General features: G+C 72.0%; 24 protein-coding genes. 10 read left to right on the plus strand and 14 right to left on the minus strand.

Going from position 1 to position 21,453, the window contains the following annotated elements; all coding sequences use genetic code 11:
• Window positions 1–9: 9 nt before the first annotated feature.
• Window positions 10–183, minus strand: a complete 174-nt coding sequence (locus ACGFH9_RS00605) for a hypothetical protein (RefSeq protein ID WP_393213248.1) — start codon at window positions 181–183, stop codon at window positions 10–12.
• A gap of 89 nt (window positions 184–272) precedes the next feature.
• On the opposite strand from ACGFH9_RS00605, the gene ACGFH9_RS00610 reads away from it, so the two are divergent.
• Window positions 273–818, plus strand: a complete 546-nt coding sequence (locus tag ACGFH9_RS00610; protein ID WP_393213251.1) for a nucleotidyltransferase domain-containing protein — start codon at window positions 273–275, stop codon at window positions 816–818.
• Between the two features lie 126 nt (window positions 819–944).
• Window positions 945–1,913 carry an alpha/beta hydrolase family protein gene (locus ACGFH9_RS00615; protein WP_393213254.1) on the plus strand — a complete coding sequence of 323 codons (969 nt, stop codon included), beginning with the start codon at window positions 945–947 and terminating at the stop codon, window positions 1,911–1,913.
• A 121-nt stretch (window positions 1,914–2,034) separates the two neighbouring features.
• Here ACGFH9_RS00615 and ACGFH9_RS00620 read toward each other — a convergent pair whose 3' ends face one another.
• From ACGFH9_RS00620 to ACGFH9_RS00630, 3 genes are all read right to left on the minus strand, one after another.
• Window positions 2,035–2,997 carry a zinc-binding dehydrogenase gene (locus ACGFH9_RS00620; RefSeq protein WP_393213257.1) on the minus strand — a complete coding sequence of 321 codons (963 nt, stop codon included), beginning with the start codon at window positions 2,995–2,997 and terminating at the stop codon, window positions 2,035–2,037.
• A 31-nt stretch (window positions 2,998–3,028) separates the two neighbouring features.
• Window positions 3,029–4,207 carry an NADP-dependent malic enzyme gene (locus ACGFH9_RS00625; RefSeq protein ID WP_393213260.1) on the minus strand — a complete coding sequence of 393 codons (1,179 nt, stop codon included), beginning with the start codon at window positions 4,205–4,207 and terminating at the stop codon, window positions 3,029–3,031.
• Between the two features lie 144 nt (window positions 4,208–4,351).
• A complete protein-coding gene (locus ACGFH9_RS00630) occupies window positions 4,352–4,702 on the minus strand; it encodes a S26 family signal peptidase (protein ID WP_393213263.1) in 351 nt (116 codons plus the stop codon).
• Between the two features lie 84 nt (window positions 4,703–4,786).
• Between ACGFH9_RS00630 and sodN the strand changes: the two genes are divergently transcribed.
• From sodN to ACGFH9_RS00645, 3 genes are all read left to right on the plus strand, one after another.
• Window positions 4,787–5,191: a superoxide dismutase, Ni gene (sodN, locus tag ACGFH9_RS00635; protein WP_355050524.1), complete on the plus strand. Its 405-nt coding sequence runs from the start codon at window positions 4,787–4,789 to the stop codon at window positions 5,189–5,191.
• 198 nt (window positions 5,192–5,389) lie between these two features.
• Window positions 5,390–5,536 (plus strand): hypothetical protein, encoded by a 147-nt coding sequence (locus tag ACGFH9_RS00640; RefSeq protein ID WP_393213266.1) that lies wholly within the window; start codon window positions 5,390–5,392, stop codon window positions 5,534–5,536.
• 31 nt (window positions 5,537–5,567) lie between these two features.
• Window positions 5,568–5,975 (plus strand): anti-sigma regulatory factor, encoded by a 408-nt coding sequence (locus tag ACGFH9_RS00645; RefSeq protein ID WP_393214183.1) that lies wholly within the window; start codon window positions 5,568–5,570, stop codon window positions 5,973–5,975.
• Window positions 5,976–6,083: 108 nt separating this feature from the next.
• Here ACGFH9_RS00645 and ACGFH9_RS00650 read toward each other — a convergent pair whose 3' ends face one another.
• Window positions 6,084–6,473 carry a hypothetical protein gene (locus tag ACGFH9_RS00650; RefSeq protein ID WP_393213269.1) on the minus strand — a complete coding sequence of 130 codons (390 nt, stop codon included), beginning with the start codon at window positions 6,471–6,473 and terminating at the stop codon, window positions 6,084–6,086.
• Window positions 6,474–6,516: 43 nt separating this feature from the next.
• Here ACGFH9_RS00650 and ACGFH9_RS00655 point away from each other — a divergent pair, with 43 nt between their 5' ends.
• Window positions 6,517–7,467 (plus strand): diacylglycerol kinase family protein, encoded by a 951-nt coding sequence (locus ACGFH9_RS00655; RefSeq protein ID WP_355623544.1) that lies wholly within the window; start codon window positions 6,517–6,519, stop codon window positions 7,465–7,467.
• Between the two features lie 448 nt (window positions 7,468–7,915).
• On the plus strand, window positions 7,916–8,173 hold the full coding sequence (locus tag ACGFH9_RS00660) for a WhiB family transcriptional regulator (RefSeq protein ID WP_007072794.1): 258 nt from the start codon (window positions 7,916–7,918) through the stop codon (window positions 8,171–8,173).
• A gap of 89 nt (window positions 8,174–8,262) precedes the next feature.
• On the opposite strand, the gene ACGFH9_RS00665 is transcribed toward ACGFH9_RS00660, so the two are convergent.
• The 4 genes from ACGFH9_RS00665 to ACGFH9_RS00680 are packed head-to-tail and all read right to left on the minus strand — an operon-like array spanning window position 8,263 to window position 11,658.
• The gene (locus tag ACGFH9_RS00665; protein WP_393214186.1) at window positions 8,263–9,033 is read right to left on the minus strand and encodes a sirohydrochlorin chelatase; all 771 of its coding nucleotides are present in this window, start codon (window positions 9,031–9,033) and stop codon (window positions 8,263–8,265) included.
• Window positions 9,030–9,791 carry a phosphoadenylyl-sulfate reductase gene (locus ACGFH9_RS00670; protein WP_393213274.1) on the minus strand — a complete coding sequence of 254 codons (762 nt, stop codon included), beginning with the start codon at window positions 9,789–9,791 and terminating at the stop codon, window positions 9,030–9,032. Before ACGFH9_RS00670 ends, ACGFH9_RS00665 begins: the two co-directional genes overlap by 4 nt.
• Window positions 9,788–9,949, minus strand: a complete 162-nt coding sequence (locus tag ACGFH9_RS00675; RefSeq protein WP_354858473.1) for a hypothetical protein — start codon at window positions 9,947–9,949, stop codon at window positions 9,788–9,790. The genes ACGFH9_RS00670 and ACGFH9_RS00675 overlap by 4 nt, the downstream gene beginning before the upstream one ends.
• Complete coding sequence (locus tag ACGFH9_RS00680) at window positions 9,946–11,658, minus strand: nitrite/sulfite reductase (protein WP_393213278.1); 1,713 nt, start codon at window positions 11,656–11,658, stop codon at window positions 9,946–9,948. The genes ACGFH9_RS00675 and ACGFH9_RS00680 overlap by 4 nt, the downstream gene beginning before the upstream one ends.
• A 346-nt stretch (window positions 11,659–12,004) precedes the next feature.
• On the opposite strand from ACGFH9_RS00680, the gene ACGFH9_RS00685 reads away from it, so the two are divergent.
• The gene (locus tag ACGFH9_RS00685; protein WP_393213281.1) at window positions 12,005–13,498 is read left to right on the plus strand and encodes a glycosyltransferase family 39 protein; all 1,494 of its coding nucleotides are present in this window, start codon (window positions 12,005–12,007) and stop codon (window positions 13,496–13,498) included.
• Between the two features lie 148 nt (window positions 13,499–13,646).
• Here ACGFH9_RS00685 and ACGFH9_RS00690 read toward each other — a convergent pair whose 3' ends face one another.
• Window positions 13,647–15,239, minus strand: a complete 1,593-nt coding sequence (locus tag ACGFH9_RS00690; protein ID WP_393213283.1) for a histidine kinase N-terminal domain-containing protein — start codon at window positions 15,237–15,239, stop codon at window positions 13,647–13,649.
• A gap of 30 nt (window positions 15,240–15,269) precedes the next feature.
• Window positions 15,270–16,301, minus strand: a complete 1,032-nt coding sequence (locus ACGFH9_RS00695) for an SIS domain-containing protein (protein WP_393214189.1) — start codon at window positions 16,299–16,301, stop codon at window positions 15,270–15,272.
• Between the two features lie 181 nt (window positions 16,302–16,482).
• Between ACGFH9_RS00695 and ACGFH9_RS00700 the strand changes: the two genes are divergently transcribed.
• The gene (locus ACGFH9_RS00700) at window positions 16,483–18,312 is read left to right on the plus strand and encodes a tetratricopeptide repeat protein (protein ID WP_393213286.1); all 1,830 of its coding nucleotides are present in this window, start codon (window positions 16,483–16,485) and stop codon (window positions 18,310–18,312) included.
• 61 nt (window positions 18,313–18,373) lie between these two features.
• On the opposite strand, the gene ACGFH9_RS00705 is transcribed toward ACGFH9_RS00700, so the two are convergent.
• Window positions 18,374–19,951, minus strand: coding sequence for an MDR family MFS transporter (locus ACGFH9_RS00705; protein ID WP_393213289.1), 1,578 nt, complete (start codon window positions 19,949–19,951; stop codon window positions 18,374–18,376).
• A 113-nt stretch (window positions 19,952–20,064) separates the two neighbouring features.
• Between ACGFH9_RS00705 and ACGFH9_RS00710 the strand changes: the two genes are divergently transcribed.
• Window positions 20,065–20,679: a TetR/AcrR family transcriptional regulator gene (locus ACGFH9_RS00710; protein WP_393213292.1), complete on the plus strand. Its 615-nt coding sequence runs from the start codon at window positions 20,065–20,067 to the stop codon at window positions 20,677–20,679.
• Window positions 20,680–20,690: 11 nt separating this feature from the next.
• Here ACGFH9_RS00710 and ACGFH9_RS00715 read toward each other — a convergent pair whose 3' ends face one another.
• Window positions 20,691–21,200, minus strand: a complete 510-nt coding sequence (locus ACGFH9_RS00715) for a GNAT family N-acetyltransferase (protein WP_393213295.1) — start codon at window positions 21,198–21,200, stop codon at window positions 20,691–20,693.
• Entirely contained in the window at window positions 21,197–21,418 is a 222-nt protein-coding gene (locus ACGFH9_RS00720) for a biotin/lipoyl-binding carrier protein (protein WP_007464729.1), read from the minus strand. Before ACGFH9_RS00720 ends, ACGFH9_RS00715 begins: the two co-directional genes overlap by 4 nt.
• Window positions 21,419–21,453 lie beyond the last annotated feature (35 nt).

Genomic DNA, 21,453 nt, shown 5'->3' on the forward strand with positions numbered 1-21,453 from the left:
CGCGAGGGCTCAGCCCATCGTCAACCAGGCGACCACGGCCACCAGCAGCACGACGACCACCGCCGCACCGACGATGAGCGGCAGCCGGGACGGCGCGTCGGCCGGGCCGGTGGCCTCCGGCGTCTGGGAGAAGGCGCGGAACGCCTCGGTGTTGCCGCTGGGGTCGGTGTAGTTCTCAGCCATGCCGGTGACCCTAGCGAAGCCGGACCGGACGCACCGCCCCCACCTCCGCCATCCCATTCAGTCGAGCCGGCCGGCGGTACGGTGGCGCGGTGGACGAGCTCGCACACCGCCAGTTGGCGAGCATCGCCGAGGTGGTCAGGGTGGCCGGGTCAGCCGGCATTCCGGTGTGGCTGCGGGGCGGCTGGGCGATGGACTTCCAGCTCGGCACGGTGACCCGCCCGCATGTCGACGTCGACTGGTACTGCCGGCACGAGGACGTGGACCGACTGATGACGTTGCTGCTGGCCCGTGACTGGCGGCTCGCCCCGCGAATGCCGGTGCGGAGGCAACTCGACCTGTTCACCGCCGACGTGGAGGTCAGCTTCGCGTATCTCGGTCGGGACGGCGACGGCCGACCGACGGTGGGTGGCGGGCCCTGGGCCGGCACACCACTTCCGGCCGGGATGCTGGACGCGCATCCAGGTCGGATCGGCGCGCTCACCGTGCCGACGATCTCGGTGGCGGCCCAGATCGAGTTCAAGCAGATGTACCCGGTCTGGATGCCGGAACGTCCCCGCCGACCGAAGGACGCGGACGATCTCGCCCTGCTGCGTGCCGTTCCTGGTCGAGCAGGTCCTCGTACACCCCGACCTTGAAGGTGATCAGGTCCAGGCACTGCGTGAGTCGGCCGAGCTGGGTCGTGACGCGTCCGTGGTGATCGGGCACGTACACCCCGCCCAAGCCCGCCGGCCCGCACCGTCGGAGAGGGCACAATTGAGCCCATGCCCCGACGCGTCACTCCCGCACTGATGGCCAGCATCGTGCTCATCACCGGCCTGGTCGGCTGCTCAGCGGACACCCGCCCGAGCGCGAGCGGGCAGACGCCGCCGGCCGAGCCGACGACCGCCGCCGTGCCGACCCCGAAGGTCGCCGCCGGAGTGGCCCCGAAGAACACCTTCGCGGTGGGCGTACGCCAGCTCAAGCTGGACCGGAACGGCCGGGCGCTGCCGACGACGCTCTGGTACCCGGCTGCCGGGCAGTCCGGCGGCGCGCCCAAGCGGTCGGCGACGGCCGCCGAGGGCCGGTTCCCGGTGGTGATGTTCAGTCACGGCCTGGGTGGGCGACCGGACGACTATGCCAAGCTGCTGACCCGCTGGGCGGCGGCCGGTTTCGTGGTGGCCGCGCCGACGTTCCCGCACACCTCCAAGGGCACCGACAACAACGTCCTGGACGTGCTCAACCAGCCGGCCGACGTGTCGTACGCGCTGGACCGGGTGTTGGCGCTGGACGGCACGGCCGGCGACGGACTGCGGGGCCGGTTGGACGGCGAGCGCGTGGCCGCGGCCGGGCACTCGGCCGGTGGGGTGACCACCATCGGCCTCTTCACGGCCGGTCGGGACGAGCGGCTGGACGCGGGTGTGGTGTTCGCCGGCACGGCACTCGGGGTGGGCACCGCGTTCGCCGGTGCGGCCGCGCCGCAACTGTTCGTGCACGGCGAGCTGGACGAGGTGGTCGACTACGCGGCGGGCAAGTCGGCGTACGACAAGGTGCCCTGGCCCAAGGCGCTGCTCAGCCTGTCCAAGGGCGACCACGGGCGGGCGCTGCTCGGCGACACCGCGACGCTGCGGGTCGTCTCGGACACGTCAGTCGAGTTCCTGCGCTGGTCGCTGTACGGCGACCCGGAGGCCAAGAAGCGCATCGCCACCGACGCGACCCGCGACGACATCGCCACCTTCGACGACCACCTCTGAACCACTCCGCGTCTTTCCCCCTGCGCGACCTTGCACTTACTGTCGCGGCATAACGGGACACTTTTCGCTTATCGGCAACAGAAAGTGCAAGATCGCGGGGGTGGGGGTGGGGTGGGGGCGTTCAAGCCTTGTGGTCGACGACGATCTTGCCGAAGGCCTCGCCGGAGTGCAGGCGGGCGAAGGCGTCCTCGACCCGGCTGAACGGGACCACACTGTCCACCACCGGGCGGACCTCGTTCTCGGCGCAGAACGCCAGCAGCTCGTACAGCTCCCCGGGAGTGCCCATCGACGTGCCCAGGATCTCCAACTGCATGGCGAAGAGCCGACGCAGGTTGACCGACGGCTGGTGGCCGGCGGTGGCGCCGGAGACCACGATCCGGGCCATCGGGGCGGCCGACTTCATCGAGTGCTCGAAGGTCGCCTCGCCGACCGTCTCGATCACCACGTCGACCCGCTCCGACAGCCGGGCGCCGGGCTCCACAGCGGTGGCCCCGAGAGCGGTGATCCGCTCGCGCTTGGCGGCGTCGCGGCTGGTCGCGTACACCCGCTTGCCCATCGCGACGGCGAGCGCGACGGCCGCCGTGGCGACGCCGCCGCCCGCGCCCTGCACCAGCACGCTGTCGGCGTCCGCGACGCGACCCTTGGTGGTCAGCATCCGCCAGGCGGTCAGCCAGGCCGTGGGCAGGCACGCCGCGTCGGTCGCCGCCATGCCGTCGGGCAGCGGGATCAGGTTCGACCGGGGTACGGCGATCCGCTCGGCGAGGGTTCCGGCGAAGTGCTCGGAGAGGATGGAGACTCCGCGCGGGTCACCGGGAGTGACGACGACCGGGTAGACGACCACCTGGTTGCCCTCGGCGTCCACGCCGACCGCGTCGCAGCCGAGGATCATCGGCAGCTGGGCCTCGGTGAGCCCCACCCCGCGCAGCGACCAGAGGTCGTGGTGGTTGAGCGAGGTCGCGCTCACCTGCACGGTCACCCAGTCGTCCTCCGGGTGGGTCGGCTCGGGCCGCTCACCGACGGTGAGGGCGGCCAGCGGATCGGCGTCGTCGAAGCGGGTGGCGAAGGCAGCACGCATGATCGGCACGGTAACAAGCCGAGCGCTCGTCAAGAAGGGCTCACCGTCGGGCCACGCCGTCGCGGCGGGCGGCCTCCGCGACGGCCTCGGCGACGGCCGGGGCGACACGCGGGTCGAGCGGCGACGGCACGATCGCGTCAGCGGTCAGCGACTCGGCCACCACGCCGGCGATCGCGTCGGCGGCGGCGACCTTCATCCCCTCGGTGATCCGGGTGGCCCGCGCGTCCAACGCGCCCCGGAACACCCCGGGGAACGCCAGCACGTTGTTGATCTGGTTGGGGTAGTCGCTGCGACCGGTGGCGACCACCGCGACGTGCCGGGCGGCCACCTCGGGGTGCACCTCCGGAGTCGGGTTGGCCAGCGCGAAGACGATGCCGCCGGGCGTCATGCCGGCGACGGCGGCCTCCGGGATCTCGCCTCCACTGACGCCGATCAGCACGTCGGCGTCGCGCAGCGCCTCGGTGATGTCGCCCTGGCGGCCGTCCGCGTTGGTGCTCGCCGCCAGCTCGGCCTTGCCACCGGTCAGCTCGGCCCGGTGCGGGCCGATGATCCCCTTGGAGTCGCAGACCACCACCTGGTCGGGGTTGACGCCTCCGGCGATGAGCATCTTGGTCACGGCCACGCCGGCCGCGCCCGCGCCGCTCACCGCGACCCGCAGGTCACCGAGCTTGCGGTTGAGCAGGGTGGCGGCGTTGCGCAGCGCGGCGAGCACCACGATGGCGGTCCCGTGCTGGTCGTCGTGGAAGACCGGGATGTCCAGCGCCTCGTCGAGTCGCCGCTCGATCTCGAAGCAGCGCGGCGCGCTGATGTCCTCCAGGTTGATCCCGCCGAACGACGGTGCCAGCGCCCGCACCACCGCGACGATCTCGTCCACGTCCTGGGTGTCCAGGCAGACCGGCACCGCGTCCACCCCGGCGAACTGCTTGAACAGCACCGCCTTGCCCTCCATCACCGGCAGCGCGGCGCGCGGTCCGATGTTGCCGAGCCCCAGCACCGCCGAGCCGTCGGTGACCACCGCGACCGCGTGCGACGCCCAGGTGTACTCGTCGGCCAGGTCGGGATCGGCGGCGATCGCCTCGCACACCCGGGCCACCCCAGGGGTGTACGCGAGAGAGAGGTCCTCGCGGCTGGTGAGCGGCACCGTCGACGCGACGGCCATCTTGCCGCCGACGTGCAGTTGGAAGACGGGATCAGCGGGGTCCACGACGGACGAAGACATGGCGGTGACTCCAGGATCTGTCGAGCAGATGTGAGGCGGCGGGCCCGGCCGCGAGGTGGGCGGCGAGCAATGGCACGCGGCGCGGGGGGTCACCCGGGCACTTTCCGAGCATAGTGTCGACACTGCCCCCGGATGTGAGCAGGGTCATATCTCGCGACGAGGCACCCGTCCGAGGCGCGGCCAGTAGCGGGCCACGACCCGACCCCGTACGTCCGCCACGCCGTACGCCCGGGAGTCGTCGGTGATCAGGTCGTTGTCGCCGCGTAGCCACCAGCCACCGCCCTGCGGCCGGACCGCACGCTTGACGACCAGCAGTTCCGGCCGTGTCCGGAAGACCGCGACCACCACGTCACCGGCTCGGATCGGACGTCCCCCCGAGCGGACCAGCACCGCATCGCCGTGCCGCAGCGTCGGCGCCATGGACGGGCCGATCACCGTGACCGCCGTCAGCGGGCCGCGCAGGCGGGGCGCCTCACCCGGGTGATCGGCGCGCACTGGTTTCACCTCCACCCGGTTCGGGGAGCACTCTCAGGAGTAATGTCGCCTTTGATCATCGCAAACTTCCCATGGAGGATCCCGATGCGACTTCCGCGCATCCTTGCGCCCCGCGTCACCGCGAGCGCTCACTGCGACCTGCCGTGCGGCGTCTACGACCCGGCCCAGGCCCGGATCGAGGCCGAGTCGGTCAAAATGATCTGCGAGAAGTACCAGGCGAACACGGACCCGGAGTTCCGCACCCGGGCGGTCATCATCAAGGAGCAGCGCGCCGAGCTGGTCAAGCACCACCTGTGGGTGCTCTGGACCGACTACTTCAAGGCGCCGCACTTCGAGAAGTACCCGAACCTGCACACCCTGTTCAACGAGGCCACCAAGCTCGCCGGTGCCAGCGGCGTCAAGGGCAGCCTCGACCCGGCCACCGCCGACCAGCTCCTCGCGAAGATCGACGAGATCGCGAAGATCTTCTGGGAGACCAAGAAGGCGTGACCAACCCCGTCACCCCGACGATCCGGCCGGCACGTCCCCAGGACGTGCCGGCCGTCGTTGCCATGGTGCACGAGTTGGCGGAGTACGAACGCGCCCCCGATGAGTGTCACCTCACCGAGGACCAGCTCACCTCGGCGCTGCTCGCCACGCTTGCCGACATCTGCGTACGACGGGGATACCCGGGGGCTGGAGTGGTGGATGATCGAGTGGAATCCGGCCGCCGGCTTCTACGCCTCGATCGGCGCGGAGCAGATGAGCGAGTGGGTCCCGTACCGGCTCGGCGGAGACGCCCTGCGGGCTCTCGCCGCCCAAGCGGAGGCCGCCGACACGCACCCGGGCGACTGACCGGGTAGAGTCCCCGACCGGGGGGATGAGCGTGACTCAACTGACCGGCCAGCCAGCGACCGACGACGACGTGGTGCACCTCACGGTGCCCGCCGACGGCGGTTACCTCGGCGTGCTTCGTACCGCCACCGCCGGCCTCGCGGCCCGGCTGCAGTTCGCGCTCGACGAGATCGAGGATCTGCGGATCGCGGTCGACGAGGCGTGCGCCATGCTGCTCGCCATCGCCACCCGGGACGCCGAGTTGGGGTGTCGGTTCTCCGTCACCAACGACGCGCTGACCGTCGAGGTGACCGTGCCGACCGTCCGCGGTGCCACGCTGCCCGCCGAGTCGTCCTTCGCCTGGAAGGTGCTGACCGCGCTGACGACGTCGGCGTCCGCCACGGCCGCCGACGGCCGGGCGACGATCTCGTTGCTGACCCGCCGCTCCGGCGGCTACTGACCGGCAGGCCCCGCGTCGGGGTGCGCCGGCCCGGGCGGTGCCGCGCGCTCGCGCTGAGCGCGCTCCGCCGGGCAGGGCCGCACGCCAGGTCACGTACGCCGGTCGGGGTTACTCGAAGCCGAGCGCCCTCGTCGTGGGCGGGCTGACGAGCAGCCAGCCGACGCCCAGCCCGAGCGCCATCAGCGGTACGCCCAGCCACCCCAGGCCGGCCTGGATCATGAACCAGCCGATCGGCAGCAGCATCAGCTGGAGGACGATCGCCGGGGCGCGTGCGCCGGCACGGCGCCGCAGCAGCGCGCGGCCCAACGCCCAGAGGGCGACAGCCGCCCCGACGGCGAACGCGGTCACCAGCAACGCCGACGCGAGGTCGGTGGTGGTGGCGGTCAGGTCCGCCCAGACCAACCAGACCGCGATCAGCCCGACGGCGACCGCCTCCGCCCACAGCAGCCGCACCGCCCAGCGGAGCGTGCCGGGAATCGGGGCCGAGTCGATGGTCACGCGCGCCACGATACCCGTGCTACCGAGAGGTAAAGTGCCGCCCATGCGGGCCGTCCTGGTGGTCAATCCGAAGGCCACCACCACCAGCGAACGCAGTCGGGACGTGCTTGTCCGCGCGCTGCGCAGCGAAGTCGACCTCAGTGTGCGCTACACCCGTCGCCGGGGGCACGCCATGGCGCTGGCCCGGGAGGCCGCCGCCGAGGGCGTCGACCTCGTCGTCACCCTGGGCGGTGACGGCACCGTGAACGAGGTGGTGAACGGCCTGATGACGGCCGAACCGCCGGCCGGTGTCGAGGGCGCGTCGATGGCGGAGCGGCTGCCCGCGCTGGCCACGGTTCCGGGCGGTTCGACGAACGTGTTCGCCCGCGCGCTGGGTCTGCCCCGGGAATGGCCGGACGCGACCAGCATGATCCTGGAAGGGCTGCGCCTGCGCCGGCAGCGCACGGTCGGGCTGGGCCGCGCGGACGACCGCTACTTCACCTTCTGCGCGGGGTTCGGCCTGGACGCCGCCGTGATCCACCGGGTGGAGCAGGCCCGCCGCAAGGGGCGCGTCTCCACTCCCGGGCTCTACTTCCGCTCGATCATGGGCCAGTACTTCTTCGCCTCGGACCGACGGCATCCCGCGATCAGCCTGGAGCGGCCGGGTGAGGCGTCGGAGGGCGAGCTGGCCACCGTCATCATCCAGAACACCGCGCCGTGGACCTATCTGGGTGACCGGGAGGTCAACCCGAACCCGGAGGCGTCGTTCGACCTCGGCCTCGACGTGCTGGCACTGCGTCAGCTCCGGGTGGCTAGCACAACACGGACAGTGACTCAATTCATGTCCCGGCAGCCAGATCCGAACGGTCGTCAGGTGTTGCGACTCCATGACACTGCGGAGTTCACCCTGCTCTCCAGCCGTCCGCAGGCGTTCCAGCTCGACGGCGACTATCTTGGCGAGCGGGAGAAAGTCAGATTCACCTCCATTCCGGCCGCACTCAGAGTAATCTGCTAGGTCTCGGGTACTGCCCTTGGTCGACGCGGCGCCGCAACCGCACCGGCAGGCACCGCCACGCCGAGGGGCAGGTGCCGGAAATGTCAGCAATGTCACGCGGACTGTACTATATTGATCCTCGACTGTGGCACGGCGGGTAACCAGGAAGGCGCTGGAACCCGGACAAATGGGTTGTGGGCTTGCTCACCGCGCGGAGTTTTTCCGAGCGTCACCCTTGACATCACGAGCGTTCGTGAAAGTATTCACAAGCGAACTTGAGTTACCGGGACATTGCCTGGATATGCTCGTCAGGTTGAGCTGTTCCAGCAGGTCCCCGGGGGCCAACTGCCTGCTCACGCACTGCCGAATGGTCAGACGCAATCGGTCACCATCGGCACTGCGGATGCATATAGGAAAAGAACTGCCCGCAATAAATTGCCACCCATCCAGAATGAGGAGTGTTGCCGCCATGGACTGGCGTCACCATGCTGTCTGCCGCGACGAGGACCCGGAGCTGTTCTTCCCGATTGGGACGTCCGGACCGGCTCTCCTTCAGGTCGAGCAGGCCAAGGCCGTCTGCCGGCGCTGCTCCGTCACCGACCAGTGCCTCCAGTGGGCGCTCGAGTCGGGTCAGGACGCCGGCGTCTGGGGCGGGATGAGCGAGGAGGAACGGCGCGCTGTCAAGCGGCGCGGCGGTCTCCGGGTGCTGCGCGCTCACTCCGCCTGATCCCCCAACGACACAGCAGTACGCCCCGGCAGGTCCGCCTGCCGGGGCGTACTGCTGTCCGGAACCGTGTCGGTCGGGAGGACGAGCGGTCAGGCCGCCAGGTCGACCCGGTGCAGCACCAGCTCGGCCAACTCGGGCGCATCCGTCAACGGGGCCGCCACCGCCACGGCACCGGCCGCCCGCGCGGACTCGGTCACCGCGTCGTGGAACAGGCCCGGCGCGAGGAAGTACGCGGCCACCGCCACCCGGCGCGCCCCAGCCGCCCGCAGGCGGGCAACGGCCACACCGGTCCCCGGTGGGGCCGCCGAGGCGTACGACACCCGGCAGGGCACCCCGAACTCGACGCCGAGCGCGTCCGCCACCCGGCCCACCGAACCGCGCGCACGAGCGTCACGGGTGCCCGCGGCGGCCAACACCAGCGCGTCGAAGCGACCCGGGGCGACCTCGCCGAGCCGACGGCGCAACCCCGCCAGCAACGCTGGCGCCACGGTGCCGTCCGCGGGGCCCAACACGTCTGTCAACCGTACCGTCAGCGTTGGTCCAGCCGTCGTCGCGGCCGCGACCGCGGCAGGGATGTCCACCCGGTGGTGGTAGGCGGCGGTCAGCAGCAGCGGCACCACCACCGCACGCCGATGCCCGGCCTCGGCCAGCGTGCTCAGCACCTCGGTCGGCCCCGGCTCGGTGTGGTCCAGCCAACTCGCCCACACCGCGAGGCCCGGCCGGGCCGCCGACACCGCCCGGGCCAGCGCCCGGGTGGCCTCGGCGGCTCGCGGATCACGGCTGCCGTGGGCGACCAGCACCACCGGGTCCGCCCCGCCGGCCGCAACCGGGCCGGTCGGGGTCGTCGACGACGCGGTCAGACGTGCAGCCCGCACTCGGTCTTCTCGAACATGGCCCACCGGCCGGCCCGCGGGTCCTCGCCGGCCTTGGTACGGCGCGTGCACGGCCAGCAACCGATCGAGCCGTACCCCTGCTTGAACAGCTCGTTGACCGGCACGTTCCAGCGGGCGATGTAGGCGTCCACGTCCCCCTGCGACCAGGCCGCGATCGGGTTGACCTTGACCTTGCCGCGCCGGTTGTCGAACGTCACCACCGGTGTGTTGGCCCGGGTCGGCGACTCGTCCCGGCGCAGTCCAGCGGCCCAGGCGTCGTACCCGGACAGGGCCCGCTCCAACGGCTCCACCTTGCGCAACTGGCAGCAGTCGTCCGGTGACTTGTTGAACAGTCGCGGACCGTACTGGCCGTCCTGCTGCCCCACGGTGAGCCGGGGTCGGATCGACCGGACGTTCACCGGGAGCGTACGGGCGACCTCGTCGCGTACGCGGAGCGTCTCGGGGAAGTGCAGGCCGGTGTCGAGGAAGACCACGTCCACTCCCGGGGCGACCCGGGACACCAGGTGGGCCAGGACGGCGTCGGCCATCGAGCTGGTCACGCAGAAGCGGTCACCGAAGGTCTGCGCCGCCCAGCGGGCGATCTCCAGTGCCGGGGCGCCCTCCAGGTCGCGAGCGGCCTGTTCGGCCAGGGCCCGCAGCTCGTCCGGGCTGCGCCCGGCCGGAGCGGCCGACGTCTGCGCGCCCGGACCGACCAGGCGCAGGCTTGCGGCGGACACGAGACTCATCGGGTAACCGCCTGCGAGAGCAGCCCAGTGAACTTCACCGAGAAGACCCGGGCGCAGGCGTGGCACTCCCAGGCGCCGTGACCCGCCTCGTGCGGCCGCAGGTCCTCCTCGCCGCAGTACGGGCAGTAGAGGGGTGCCGCTCGGTTCTCGCTGCTCATCGCAGTTCCTCCTCGTCGACTCTGATCACCCAGTTGGCGAACGTCTCGCCCTCGCTGCGCCCGGCCAGGTAGCGACGGGCCAGCCGTTCCACGTACTCCGGAAGCTCGTCGGCGGTGGTCTTGAGGCCGCGCAGCTTGCGGCCGAAACCGGCGGTCTGCCCCTGCGCCATGCCCAGCCCGCCGCCCAGGTGCACCTGGAAACCCTCCACCTGCCGGCCGTCCGGGCCGACCACCAGCTGACCCTTGAGGCCGATGTCGGCCACCTGGGTGCGGGCGCAGGCGTTCGGGCAGCCGTTGATGTGGATCGAGATGTCCGTGTCGAAGTCGCGCAGCCGTTGCTCCAGTCGAGCCACCAGCTCCTCGCCACGGGCCTTGGTCTCGACGATGGCGAGCTTGCAGTACTCGATGCCGGTGCACGCCATGGTGCCGCGCCGCCAGGCCGACGGCCGGGCCTCCAGGCCGATCCCGCGCAGCGCGTCGACGAGCGACTCCGTCCGCTCCGACGGCACGTCGAGCACCAGCAGCTTCTGGTACGGGGTGAGCCGCACCCGGTCGCTGCCGTGCGCCTCGACCACGTCGGCCAGCTGGGCGAGCTGCCCACCGGAGACCCGCCCGACCACCGGGGCCGCCCCGACGTAGTGCCGCCCGTCGGCCTGCTCGTGCACGCCCACGTGGTCGATCGGCTTCGCCGGCAGCTCCGGTGCGGGACCGTCGAGCAGCGTACGTCCCAGGTAGTCCTTCTCCAGGACCTCGCGGAAACGCTCCACTCCCCAGTCAGCCACCAGGAACTTCAGCCGGGCCCGGTTACGCAGCCGGCGGTAGCCGTAGTCGCGGAAGATGCCGACCACACCGGCCCAGACGTCGGGGATCTCGGCCAGCGGCACCCAGACGCCGAGCCGCTGGGCCAGCATCGGGTTGGTGGAGAGCCCGCCGCCGACCCAGAGGTCGAAGCCGGGGCCGTGCTCGGGGTGATCGACACCGAGAAGAGCGATGTCGTTCGACTCGTACGGCGTGTCGACAAGCCAGGAAATGGAGGTCTTGAACTTGCGGGGCAGGTTGGAGAACTGCTTGTCGCCCACGTACCGGGCGACGATCTCGTCGATCGCCGGAGTCGGGTCGAGCAGTTCGTCGCGGGCCACCCCGGCGACCGGGCTGCCCAGCACGATGCGCGGGCAGTCGCCGCACGCCTCGGTGGTCTGCAGGCCTACCGACTCGAGGCGACGCCAGATCTCCGGCATGTCCTCGACGCGGATCCAGTGGTACTGGATGTTCTGCCGGTCGGTGATGTCGGCGGTGTCCCGGGCGAACTTCCGGGAGATGTCCGCGATGACGCGCAGCTGGGCCAGGCTGAGCTGCCCCCCGTCGATACGGACCCGGAGCATGAAGAACTCGTCCTCCAGCTCGTGCGGCTCCAGCACGGCGGTGCGCCCACCGTCGATGCCCGCCTTGCGCTGGGTGTAGAGGCCCCACCAGCGGAACCGACCGCGCAGGTCCTGCGGGTCGATGGAGGCGAAGCCACGGTGCGCGTAGATGTTCTCGATGCGGGCCCGAACGTTGAGCGGGTCGTCATCTTTCTTGATCCGCTCGTTGGGGTTGAGCGGCTCGCGGTGACCGAGCGCCCACTGACCCTCGCCCCGGGGTCGGCGCGGCGGCCGGGCGGGCCGGGCCGTCGGATCCTCGGACCGGGCCGGGATGCTGCTGACCGCCATCTCGGCGTCCTCCGTTGTCTGCTGTGCCTCGGGGCACGCGCGGGGCGCGGCGGCCGGCCCGCCGAAGCGGGCGGGACAACGGTGTCAGAGACAGCCGGCGCGGAGCGCGCCCGAGACGGATTGGTCGGGCGTCGTCAGTAGGCCGGACAGATCGCGCTGCGCACGCGGCCGTAGTCGACGTGGCGACGGGCCACGAAGCGGCGGACGACAGCGGCGGTCATGCGCTCATGCTGCCACACCCCATGGGAGCCGGCCAATGTACACGTGCCGCATCCCACATCACGGGCCGGCCCACCACTGTCGCGGGCCGCCCCCGGCGACGGTACGTCCGTGGCAGGCTCGGACCGTGGGTGGATTGTCCGGGAAGGCGATCGGGGTGGTTCGGGGCGGGCCGGTCTGGCTTCTCCCGGCGCTGCTGACCCTGGCGGTGACGCTGACCGGGATCGACTCGGCGCAGCTCTGGCGCGACGAGTTGGCCACCTGGAGCGCGGCCACCCGCTCACCGGGCGAACTGGCTCGACTGGCCGGCACCATCGACGCCGCCACCGGCCCGTACTACCTGCTCATGCACGTCTGGACCGCACTCGCCGGGGACTCCACGACCGCCCTGCGGGTACCGGCGGCGTTGGCGATGACCGTCGCCGCGGGGCTGCTCGCCCTGCTCGGGGCGCATCTCGTCGACCGGCGCGGCGGCCTCTTCGCGGGGCTGCTGTTCGCGGTGCTGCCCAGCACCTCCCGGTACGGCCAGGAGGCTCGCCCGTACGCCCTGGCCACCGCGCTCGCGGTGCTCGCCACGCTGCTGCTGGTGACCGCGCTGCGCCGACCGGCATGGGGCCGCTGGACCGGATACGCCGCGGCTGTGGCCGCGCTCGGGCTCACACACCTGATCGCGCTCACACTGCTGGCCGCGCACGCGGTGGTCGTGCTGATCTGCTGGTGGCGAGGGCCCACCGCGGCCGGCATCGCCGCTCCGGCCGGTCCCGCCGTCCGGGACCGGCGGGTGTGGGGCTGGGCGGTCGCGCTGACGCCGGCCGTGCTGGTGGTGACCCCGCTGCTGCTGCGTGCCCGCGCGCAGCGGTCCGAGCAGCTGAACTGGGTCGACCCGGCCCGGCTGGACGATCTGAGCGCGCTGCCGGGCGGTGTGGCCCAGAGCAGTGTGGTGGGCGGTCTGCTGCTCGGGATCGCCGCGCTCGGCGCGGCCCGGCTCCGACGCCGCGCCCTGCTGCCGCTGAGTGCGGTGCTGCTGCCGGTCCTGCTGCTCTTCGCGGCCGGTGCGGTCGTACCCCTGTGGGTGCCCCGCTACCTGGTGTTCGTCGTGCCGTTCGCCTGCCTGCTGGCCGGCGCGGCGCTGGCCTCGATCGCCGCGCCGGCGGCGCTGACCGTGGTGGTCCTCGCCGGACTCCTCGGCCTGCCCGACCAGGCCGCGCTACGCCGGACGCACGAGTGGCCGCGCAGCGCGCCGGTGGACTACGCGGGCGCGGCGCGGGTGATCGCCGACGGCCAGCGCCCGGGGGACGGGGTGGTCTACTCCCCGCGGCACAGCTGGCTCTTCCTCGACCTCGGCATCGAGTACCACCTCGGTGATCCACCACGGGACGTACTGGTCACCGAGGACGAGGTGGCGCGGGGCGACCTGTGGGCCGCCGAGTGCCCGCAGCCGGCACGGTGCCTGGCGGGTACGACACGGGTGTGGCTCGTCGTCTCCGGCCGCCACGCCGAGCCGCTGGCCGCGGTGCCCGGCGCCAAGGGCGACGCGTTGCGCGCGGGCTTCGCCGTCGCCCAGGTCTGGCAACGACCCGGCCTCACCGTCGCCCTGCTGACCAGCCGCTCCGGCCGTTGAGCCGGGGCCGCGGCGGACCACGTCCACGTCGGTGAGCGGTATACCTGTGGGTCATATTTATATGACCCACAGGTATATGGCTCACCACCATGGGTCGGTCCAGGGAGCGCCGACGCGGTGACCGGCCGCAGCCGGATGTCCGGACGGCTCAGCCCTGCGCGCGGCCGTCGTGCGTGCTGCGGGCCAGCGGGACGACGAGCAGCGCCTCGGTGCCACCGTTGGCGCCCGCCCGCAGTTCGATGGTGCCGCGCAACTCGCCCGTGACCAGGGCCCGGACGATCTGGAGGCCGAGCCGGCTGCCGCGTTCGGCGTCGAACTCGGGCGGTAGCCCGCGCCCGTTGTCGGTCACCGACACGTGCAGCATCTTGCGGAACCGGTGCGCCGAGACCACCACCTCGGGCCGCAGCGACGGATCGATGTCACCAGCGGCAGCCGGCACCATGCCCGAGGCGGTGGGCGCGGCTGGCTCCTCCGCCTCGTCCGCCGGTGGGAAGCCGTGCTCGACGGCGTTGAGCAGCAGTTCGTTGAGGACCATCACCAGCGACGTGGCGATCTCGGCCGGCAGTACGCCGAAGCTGCCCTGACGGCGCATGCCGACGCTCACCTCGGTCGCCGCGACCTCGGTGGCCGCGCTGGCCACCCGGTCGACGATGCCGTCGAACTCGACCGCCTCGTCGCTGGACATCGACAACGTCTCGTGCACGAGGGCGATCGAGGCGACCCGGCGGACGGACTCCTCCAGGGCGACCCGGGCCTCCGGCATGGCCACCCGGCGGGCCTGCAACCGCAGCAGCGCGGCCACGGTCTGGAGGTTGTTCTTCACCCGGTGGTGGATCTCCCGGATCGTGGCGTCCTTGGTGATCAGAGCCCGATCACGGCGCCGGACCTCGGTGATGTCGCGCACCAGCACCAGCGCGCCGATCGGCACACCGGCGGGCATCAGCGGCAGCGCCCGGGTGAGCATGGTCGCGCCGCGCGCGTCGATCTCCCGGCGGGGCGGTGCCTCGCCGCGCAGCGCGGCCAGGATGCCGTTCGCCGCCTCGGTGCCGTCCAGCGGATCGCCGGCCAGCCGGCGGTGCAGCGCGGCCAGGTCCTCCCCCACCAGGTGCGAGGCGTAGCCCAACCGCCGGTACGCGGACTGCGCGTTCGGGCTCGCGTAGGTGACCTTCCCGCCGGCGTCCAACCGCACCAGGCCGTCGCCGACGCGGGGTGCGGAGGTGGTCTCACCCGGGTGCCGGGTCGGCGGGAAGGTGCCGTCGGCGATCATCTGGGCCAGGTCGTCGGCCGTGGTCAGGTAGTTGAGTTCGAGCTGGCTTGGCGTACGCGCGGTGGAGAGGTTGGTGTCCCGGCCGACCACGGCGATCACCTCGCCGGCCTCGCCGTCGGCGGTGCGCAGCCGCACCGGGATCGCCTCGTGCCGGGCCGGTACGTCGCCGTACCAGACCGGGTCGCCCTCGCGCCAGATCCGCCCCTGGGAGTAGGCGACCCCCAGATGGGCCACCTCCGAGCCGCCGATGATCCGGCCCACCTGGTCGTCCTGGTACGCGGTGGGCGCGGTCGTCGGGCGGACCTGGGCGACGCAGAGGAACGTCCCTTCGGCGTCCACCGGCACCCAGAGCAGCAGGTCGGCGAAGGACAGATCGGAGAGCAACTGCCAGTCACCGGCGATCCGGTGCAGATGGTCGATGTCGGCCGGACGGAGGTGGGTGTGCTCCTCGGCGAGGTCGCGCAGCGTGGACACGGTGACAAGGGTGCCACGCCGCGCCACGTCTCACATCGTCGCGGTGACCTTCTTCAGGCCGCGCGGCGCGTCCGGGTCCTCACCACGGGTCAGTGCCAACGCCAGCGCCAGGCGCTGCAACGGCAGGATGTCCAGCAGCGGGGCGTACCGCTCGTCGACCTCGGGGACGGCGAGCCGCGCGGTGCCCGGCACGTCGGCGGAGCCGACCACCACCACGTCGGCGCGGCGTTCGCCGAGGCGGGGCAGCACCTCGCCCATCGACCGGCCGCCGGGGCCGGAGCCGACCACGGCGAGCACCGGGACCTCCGGGTCGGTCATCGCGAGCGGGCCGTGCAGCAGGTCGGCGCCGGAGAAGGCGAGCGCCGGCAGGTACGAGGTCTCCATCAGCTTCAGCGCGGCCTCGCGGGCTGTCGGGTAGGCGTACCCACGGCCGGTGGTGACCAGTTGGCGGGCGAAGCGGTAGCGCGGCGCAAACTGGGCCGGGGTGTCGTCGGCCAGGGTCCGGGCGGCCAGGTCGGGCAGCGCGGCGAGCGCCTCCCGCTCGGCTGCCGGGAGTACGCCGTCGCCGGCCCGGATTCCCTCCACCAGCATCAGCAGGGCGAGCAGTTCGGCGGTGTACGTCTTGGTCGCCGCCACCGCGCGCTCGTGCCCGGCGGCGATGTCGATGCTCAACTCGGCCGTCTCGGCCAGCGGGGAGCCGGGGGCGTTGGTCACCGCGAGGGTGAGCGCGCCGGAGGCCCGCGCGGCGCGCAGCACCTCGGCCAGGTCGGGTGAGCCACCACTCTGGCTGACCCCGACGACGAGCGCGTCGGACAGGTCGGGGCGTGCGCCGAACAGGGTGACCACGCTCGGCGACGCGAGCCCGGCGGGCAGGCCGAGCCGGATCTCGGTCAGGTACGCCCCGTAGAGGGCAGCGTGGTCGGAGGTGCCTCGGGCGGTGAAGACGACGTGCCGAGGTCGACGCTCGGCCACGGCCGCGGCCACCTGGGCGATCGCCGCCGCGTTGGCGCTGTCCAGCAGGCGCGCGTAACCGGCCGGCTGCTCGTCGATGTCGGCGGCCATTCCGGCCCCAGCGGTTGTCACGGACACTCCCCTCGTGCGCGGTTGCCGCGCGTTTCCTGCTCAGTCTTGCACTCTTTTGCGGGAGGGAGCAATTATTCGAGCAGCAGTGCGCAGTTGATCACTTGATCATCTCAACATCAACTACGCTGGCCCGGCCGAACAGCGACGACGAGAGGACACCGTGCCCGAGGGAAGGGACAACCCCGCGCTCTCCGCGACGGAGGAGCTGGCCCTGGCCCGTCTGGCACTGGGCGAGGGTGACCTCCACCACGCCGCCCGTCATGTCGCCGGCGCGCTCGCACGGGCGCCCACCCTGCCCGAGGTGCACGAGACGCTGGCCCGCCTCGCCGCGGCCGACAGCGGCGGACTGGACCTCTTTCCGATCAACCACCACACCTTCGTGGGTGCGGTCGTCGCCCGTGCCCACCTGCTGGCCGCCGCCGGCCGCCCCGCCGAGGGTCTGGAACTGCTCGCCGCGGCGACCAGCCACGCGCCCGGCACCGAGTGGGCCGGCGTGCCGTGGGTGACCGCCCCCGAACTGGCCGAACGACTGGAGCCGGACCGCCTCACCCGCGTTCTCATGCAGGTCTGCGCGGCGTTGGGCGACCCGGTGCCGCGCGCCGGCCGGGCCGCCCTGACGCCGTACCTCACGCTCGCCCGCAACGCCGTCACCGTCCATCCCGACAACGGGATGCTGCTGGGCGCGGCGTCCGCGCTGGCCCGGCGTCTCGGCGAGGTCGCGCTGGCGATCCGCTGGGCCAGCCGAGGGGTACGCTGCCAGCCCTCCAAGATGGGCGAGGTCTGGCTCGGGTACGCGTACCGCAGCGCGGGCCGGACCCGTGACGCCCTCGCGGCCCTGTACCGGGCCGTCGACCGGGACCCCGACGACCTGGCCATCTACGCCGACATCGCGGGCACCCTCGCCGACACGGGCCGGCTCGACGACGCGCTGGAGTGGACCGAGCGGGCGCTGGCCCGCGACCCGACGTTCGACTGCGCGGTGCACACGGCTCACCGCCTGCGGCACCTGCGCGACGGCGACGTGTCCCACCTCGTCGCGCTCGCCGACTTCATCCGTGACCACCCGGACGACAGTCACGAGCACGGCGATCTGGCCCAGTGCTGCCGTGGACGACCCTGGCTCGGGCAACTGACGCCGGCCGGCGGTCCCCTGGTGGACGCGCTCCGACAGGCGGTCGTCGATGACGACAACGGCGTCGGCCGGGTCGTACGCCTCGCGGTTGCGGCCCCACCGAGCGCCGTACGGACGGCGACGTCCGTGGCGCCCGGGCTGCGGATCGAGGTCGAGGGCTCGGTCGGGCCGGACCCGCACGAGCCTCGGCGCGCGTCCGCGCGGCAGCTCTGGAGCTTCGCGGGTCACGTGCCGACGCCGACCCTTCCCGCGCCCTCGGCGGCAGCGGTCGAGCGGATCGGCCAGGTGGCCCAGCCGGCGTGGCCGCACCCGCCGGCCGCCTACGACGCGGCCGTGGGCCTGGCCGGGCTCGACGCGGACGACCTGCTCGGGCTGCTGGTGCACCCGCCCGCCCCGCCGGCCAACGCGCTGGGGCGACTGCTGGCCGCCCAGGACCCGTCGATCTGGGTACGCGGGGTGCAGGTGTGGGCCTGCCTGGGACTGTTGCACCAGCGCACCGACGAGCCCTGGGACGGCTCGATGAGACGGCAGGTGCTGCTGGACCTGGTCTGGGGTGTGGAGGACTGGATCACCGAAGCGGCGCTGTTCGCCCTGGTCACCGCCGCCTGGGTGGACCCCGCGGTGCGGCCGGACGTGGCCCGGGTGGTGTCGGAGCGGTTGGCCGACGCGGCGGAGGTGGCCCAGACGCGGCCGGTGCCGATCGCGATCTCGCTGGCCCACCTTGCGCTGGCCGCCCCTGCCGTCGACCCGACCACCGTGGCCCTGGCCAACCGGATGCTCGGCGAGCACGCCCCCCGACTTCCCCGCCCCCGCAATCCGTTACGCCGCCTCTGGCAGCGCCTGACCCACCGACGCTGAATCCCCGCCGGCGCACAGAAGCGCCGCGCCGAGGATCGACGCGGCGCTTCTGCGGGGAGGCTCAGGCCACGGGGGCCTTGCCGAGGGCGACCTCGGCCTCTTCCTCCGGAGTCGCCTGCGGCGGCGCCTCGTTGGCGGTGCGCAGCGGGATCTCCTTGATGAACCAGGCGAGCACCGGGATCACGACGGTGAACAGCACGGCCCAGAGGAACACGTGCGAGATCGCGTCGGCCAGGCCGGTGAGGACCAGCTCACGCGCCTGGGCGGGCAGCTGCTTGAGCTTCTCCAGGTCCATCGCCCCCTCGCCGCCGCTGAACGCCTCACCGGCAGCGGAGTCGGCCAGCCGGTTGGCGAAGATCGCGCCGAACAGCGAGATGCCGAACGAGCCGCCGATCGACCGGAAGAACGTGGCCGCGCCGCTCGCCGCGCCCAGGTCCTTCTGCTCCACGCTGTTCTGGGCGATGAGCATCGAGGTCTGCATGAGGAAGCCCATGCCGACGCCGAGCACGACCATGTAGAGCGAGGACGTCAGCTTGCTGGTGTTGGTGTCGAGCATCGACAGCAACACCATGCCGCTGGCCATCACCACACCACCGAGGATCGGGTACGCGCGGTACTTGCCGTTCTTGGTGATCGCCCGGCCGATGACCAGCGAGACGACGAGCATGCCGAACATCAGCGGCAGCAGCAGCAGGCCGCTGTTGGTGGCCGAAGCCCCCTGCACGGTCTGCTGGTACAGCGGCAGGAAGTTCATGGCGCCGAACATCGCGAAGCCGAGCAGGAAGCCGATCACCGAGATCAGCGCGAAGTTGCGGTTGGCGAAGAGCGTCAGCGGCAGGATCGGCTCCGGAACCCGGCGCTCCACCAGGCCGAACGCCACCAGCGCCACCAGTGCCAGCACGGCCAGCCCGAGGATCTGCGGCGACGTCCAGTCGTACTCGTTGCCGCCCCACGTGGTGATCAGGACGATCGCGGTGATGCCCACCGAGAGCAGTCCGGCGCCGAGCCAGTCGATGCGGTGCTCGGTCCGGTACTTCGGCAGGTGCATGGTGGTGATGAGCACGAGGAGCGCGATGCCACCCAGCGGCAGGTTGACGTAGAACGCCCACCGCCAGGAGAGGTTGTCGGTGATGAAGCCGCCGACCAGCGGGCCGGCCACCATGGCGATGGCCATGATGCCGGCGATCATGCCCTGGTAGCGCCCGCGCTCGCGCGGCGGGACCAGGTCACCGATGATCGCCATCACGCCGACCATCAGGCCGCCCGCGCCCAGGCCCTGCACAGCCCGGAAGGCGATGAGCTGCACCATGCCGTCCTCGGGTCCGCCGAACATCCCGGAACCGGCCATGCCGCAGAGGGCCGAGCCGACCAGGAAGATGCCGACCGAGGTCAGGAAGACCGACTTGCGGCCGTAGAGGTCACCGAGCTTGCCCCAGATCGGGGTGGAGACCGTGGTGCCCAGGACGTACGCGGTGACCACCCAGGTGAAGTGGTTGAGGCCGCCGAACTCGCCGACGATCCGCGGCAGCGCGGTGCTGACGATCATGTTGTCGAGCATCGCGAGCATCATCGCGATCATCAGCCCGAACAGCACGACCCGTACATTGGGTCGCACGTCGGCCTGGGTTGCCTGAGTCATGGGTAAGCTCCCCCCGAGGATTGTCCTACTTACTTGCCGCCCGGCTAGTCACCTTACTAGCCGCACGGTAAGTTGGGTACCAACTGGCGGTCAACCCGAATTGGAGAGCGTGGGTGAGGGAGAGCACAGGCGGCACCCGGGAGCGGATCAAGGCCGTCGCGTTGGAGCTCTTCACCGAGCAGGGGTACGAGAAGACCTCCCTGCGGGAGATCGCCGAGCGCCTGAACGTCACCAAGGCCGCGCTGTACTACCACTTCAAGAGCAAGGACGACATCGTCGCCAGCTTCGTGGAGGACCGGCTGGAGCAGATGGACGCGCTGACCGCCTGGGCCGAGTCACAGCCCGCGACCCTGGCCGCCCGGCGCGCCCTCATCTCCCGCTACGCCGACACGATGTTCGGCGGCGACATGCCGTCGGTGATGCGCTTCTTCGAGCAGAACCAGACCGTGCTCAAGAGCCTCTCCTCCGGTCAGCAGATGCGCGGCCGGATGATGCGGCTCGCCAGCGCCCTCTGCCGGGGCGACGACTCCCCCGCCGCCCAACTACGCGCGACCCTGTGCCTGTTCGCCGTGCACACCAGCTGGTTCGCCGTGCGGGCGCCGGGCATCACCGACGAGGATCGTCGCCGGCTCGCGCTGGAGGTCGCCGACGAACTGCTGGCCGCGATCGACGGTGCGGAGCCCGACGGGGCCGCGACGCCGAGCGACCCGGCCAACGCACACGGCTGACGAGCCGGCTCTCAGCTGCGGGGTAGCGCCAGCCGCAGGCCGAGCAGGGCCACACCCGCAGCGGGCGACCAGTCCTTCCCCGGAGTGCGGACGAACCCGAGACGCTCGTAGAGCCGGTGGGCCGGCACGGCCATCCCCGCGCGGACGCAGATCACGACCGCCACACAGCCCAGCTCGGTCGCCCGGTCGACGCACGCCCGGACCAGGGCCGCGCCGACACCCCGCCCCTGGGCGGCCGGGTCGACGGCCAGCATGCGGAACTCCGCCTCGCCCGGCCCGGACAGTTCGGCGAACGGGGTGCCCGGCAGCACGAAGGTCACCGAGCCGAGCACCGCACCGGTCGCCTCGTCCACGGCGACCAGCACCGCACCCGCCGCGGCCCGGGTCGACACGTCGGCCAGCACCGCCCCGTACCCGTGCTCACCCTTGAGCTGACCATCCGCCTCGTAGGCGGCCACGGTCAGTCGGGCGACCGCCGGGAAATCCGCCGGGTCGGCGAGCCGGACCAGCAGCCCGGTCAACCAATCACCGCGATCAGGTCGCCGTCCTGCACCACGTCGCCCTCGTGGACGGCGAGCTGCTGGACCACACCGTCGGCCTCCGCGACGACCGGGATCTCCATCTTCATCGACTCGAGGATCACCAGGGTGTCGCCCTCGGACACGGTGTCGCCCGCCGACGCGACGACCTTCCAGACGTTCGCCACCATCTCGGCGCGGATCTCCTCGGCCATGTCCACGGCCCTCCCTCTTCGCGATGTACCTGCCGACGTAT

The sequence above is a fragment of the Micromonospora sp. NPDC049102 genome (assembly GCF_043197485.1).
In the GTDB taxonomy this organism is placed as follows: Bacteria; Actinomycetota; Actinomycetes; order Mycobacteriales; family Micromonosporaceae; genus Micromonospora.

Coding starts and splice junctions, on each gene's coding strand:
- ACGFH9_RS00605 (WP_393213248.1), bottom strand. CDS start 183: ATGGCTGAGAACTACACCGACCCCAGCGGCAACACCGAGGCGTTCCGC.
- ACGFH9_RS00615 (WP_393213254.1), top strand. CDS start 945: ATGCCCCGACGCGTCACTCCCGCACTGATGGCCAGCATCGTGCTCATC.
- ACGFH9_RS00625 (WP_393213260.1), bottom strand. CDS start 4,207: ATGTCTTCGTCCGTCGTGGACCCCGCTGATCCCGTCTTCCAACTGCAC.
- sodN (WP_355050524.1), top strand. CDS start 4,787: ATGCGACTTCCGCGCATCCTTGCGCCCCGCGTCACCGCGAGCGCTCAC.
- ACGFH9_RS00640 (WP_393213266.1), top strand. CDS start 5,390: ATGATCGAGTGGAATCCGGCCGCCGGCTTCTACGCCTCGATCGGCGCG.
- ACGFH9_RS00655 (WP_355623544.1), top strand. CDS start 6,517: ATGCGGGCCGTCCTGGTGGTCAATCCGAAGGCCACCACCACCAGCGAA.
- ACGFH9_RS00660 (WP_007072794.1), top strand. CDS start 7,916: ATGGACTGGCGTCACCATGCTGTCTGCCGCGACGAGGACCCGGAGCTG.
- ACGFH9_RS00670 (WP_393213274.1), bottom strand. CDS start 9,791: ATGAGTCTCGTGTCCGCCGCAAGCCTGCGCCTGGTCGGTCCGGGCGCG.
- ACGFH9_RS00675 (WP_354858473.1), bottom strand. CDS start 9,949: ATGAGCAGCGAGAACCGAGCGGCACCCCTCTACTGCCCGTACTGCGGC.
- ACGFH9_RS00680 (WP_393213278.1), bottom strand. CDS start 11,658: ATGGCGGTCAGCAGCATCCCGGCCCGGTCCGAGGATCCGACGGCCCGG.
- ACGFH9_RS00695 (WP_393214189.1), bottom strand. CDS start 16,301: ATGGCCGCCGACATCGACGAGCAGCCGGCCGGTTACGCGCGCCTGCTG.
- ACGFH9_RS00705 (WP_393213289.1), bottom strand. CDS start 19,951: ATGACTCAGGCAACCCAGGCCGACGTGCGACCCAATGTACGGGTCGTG.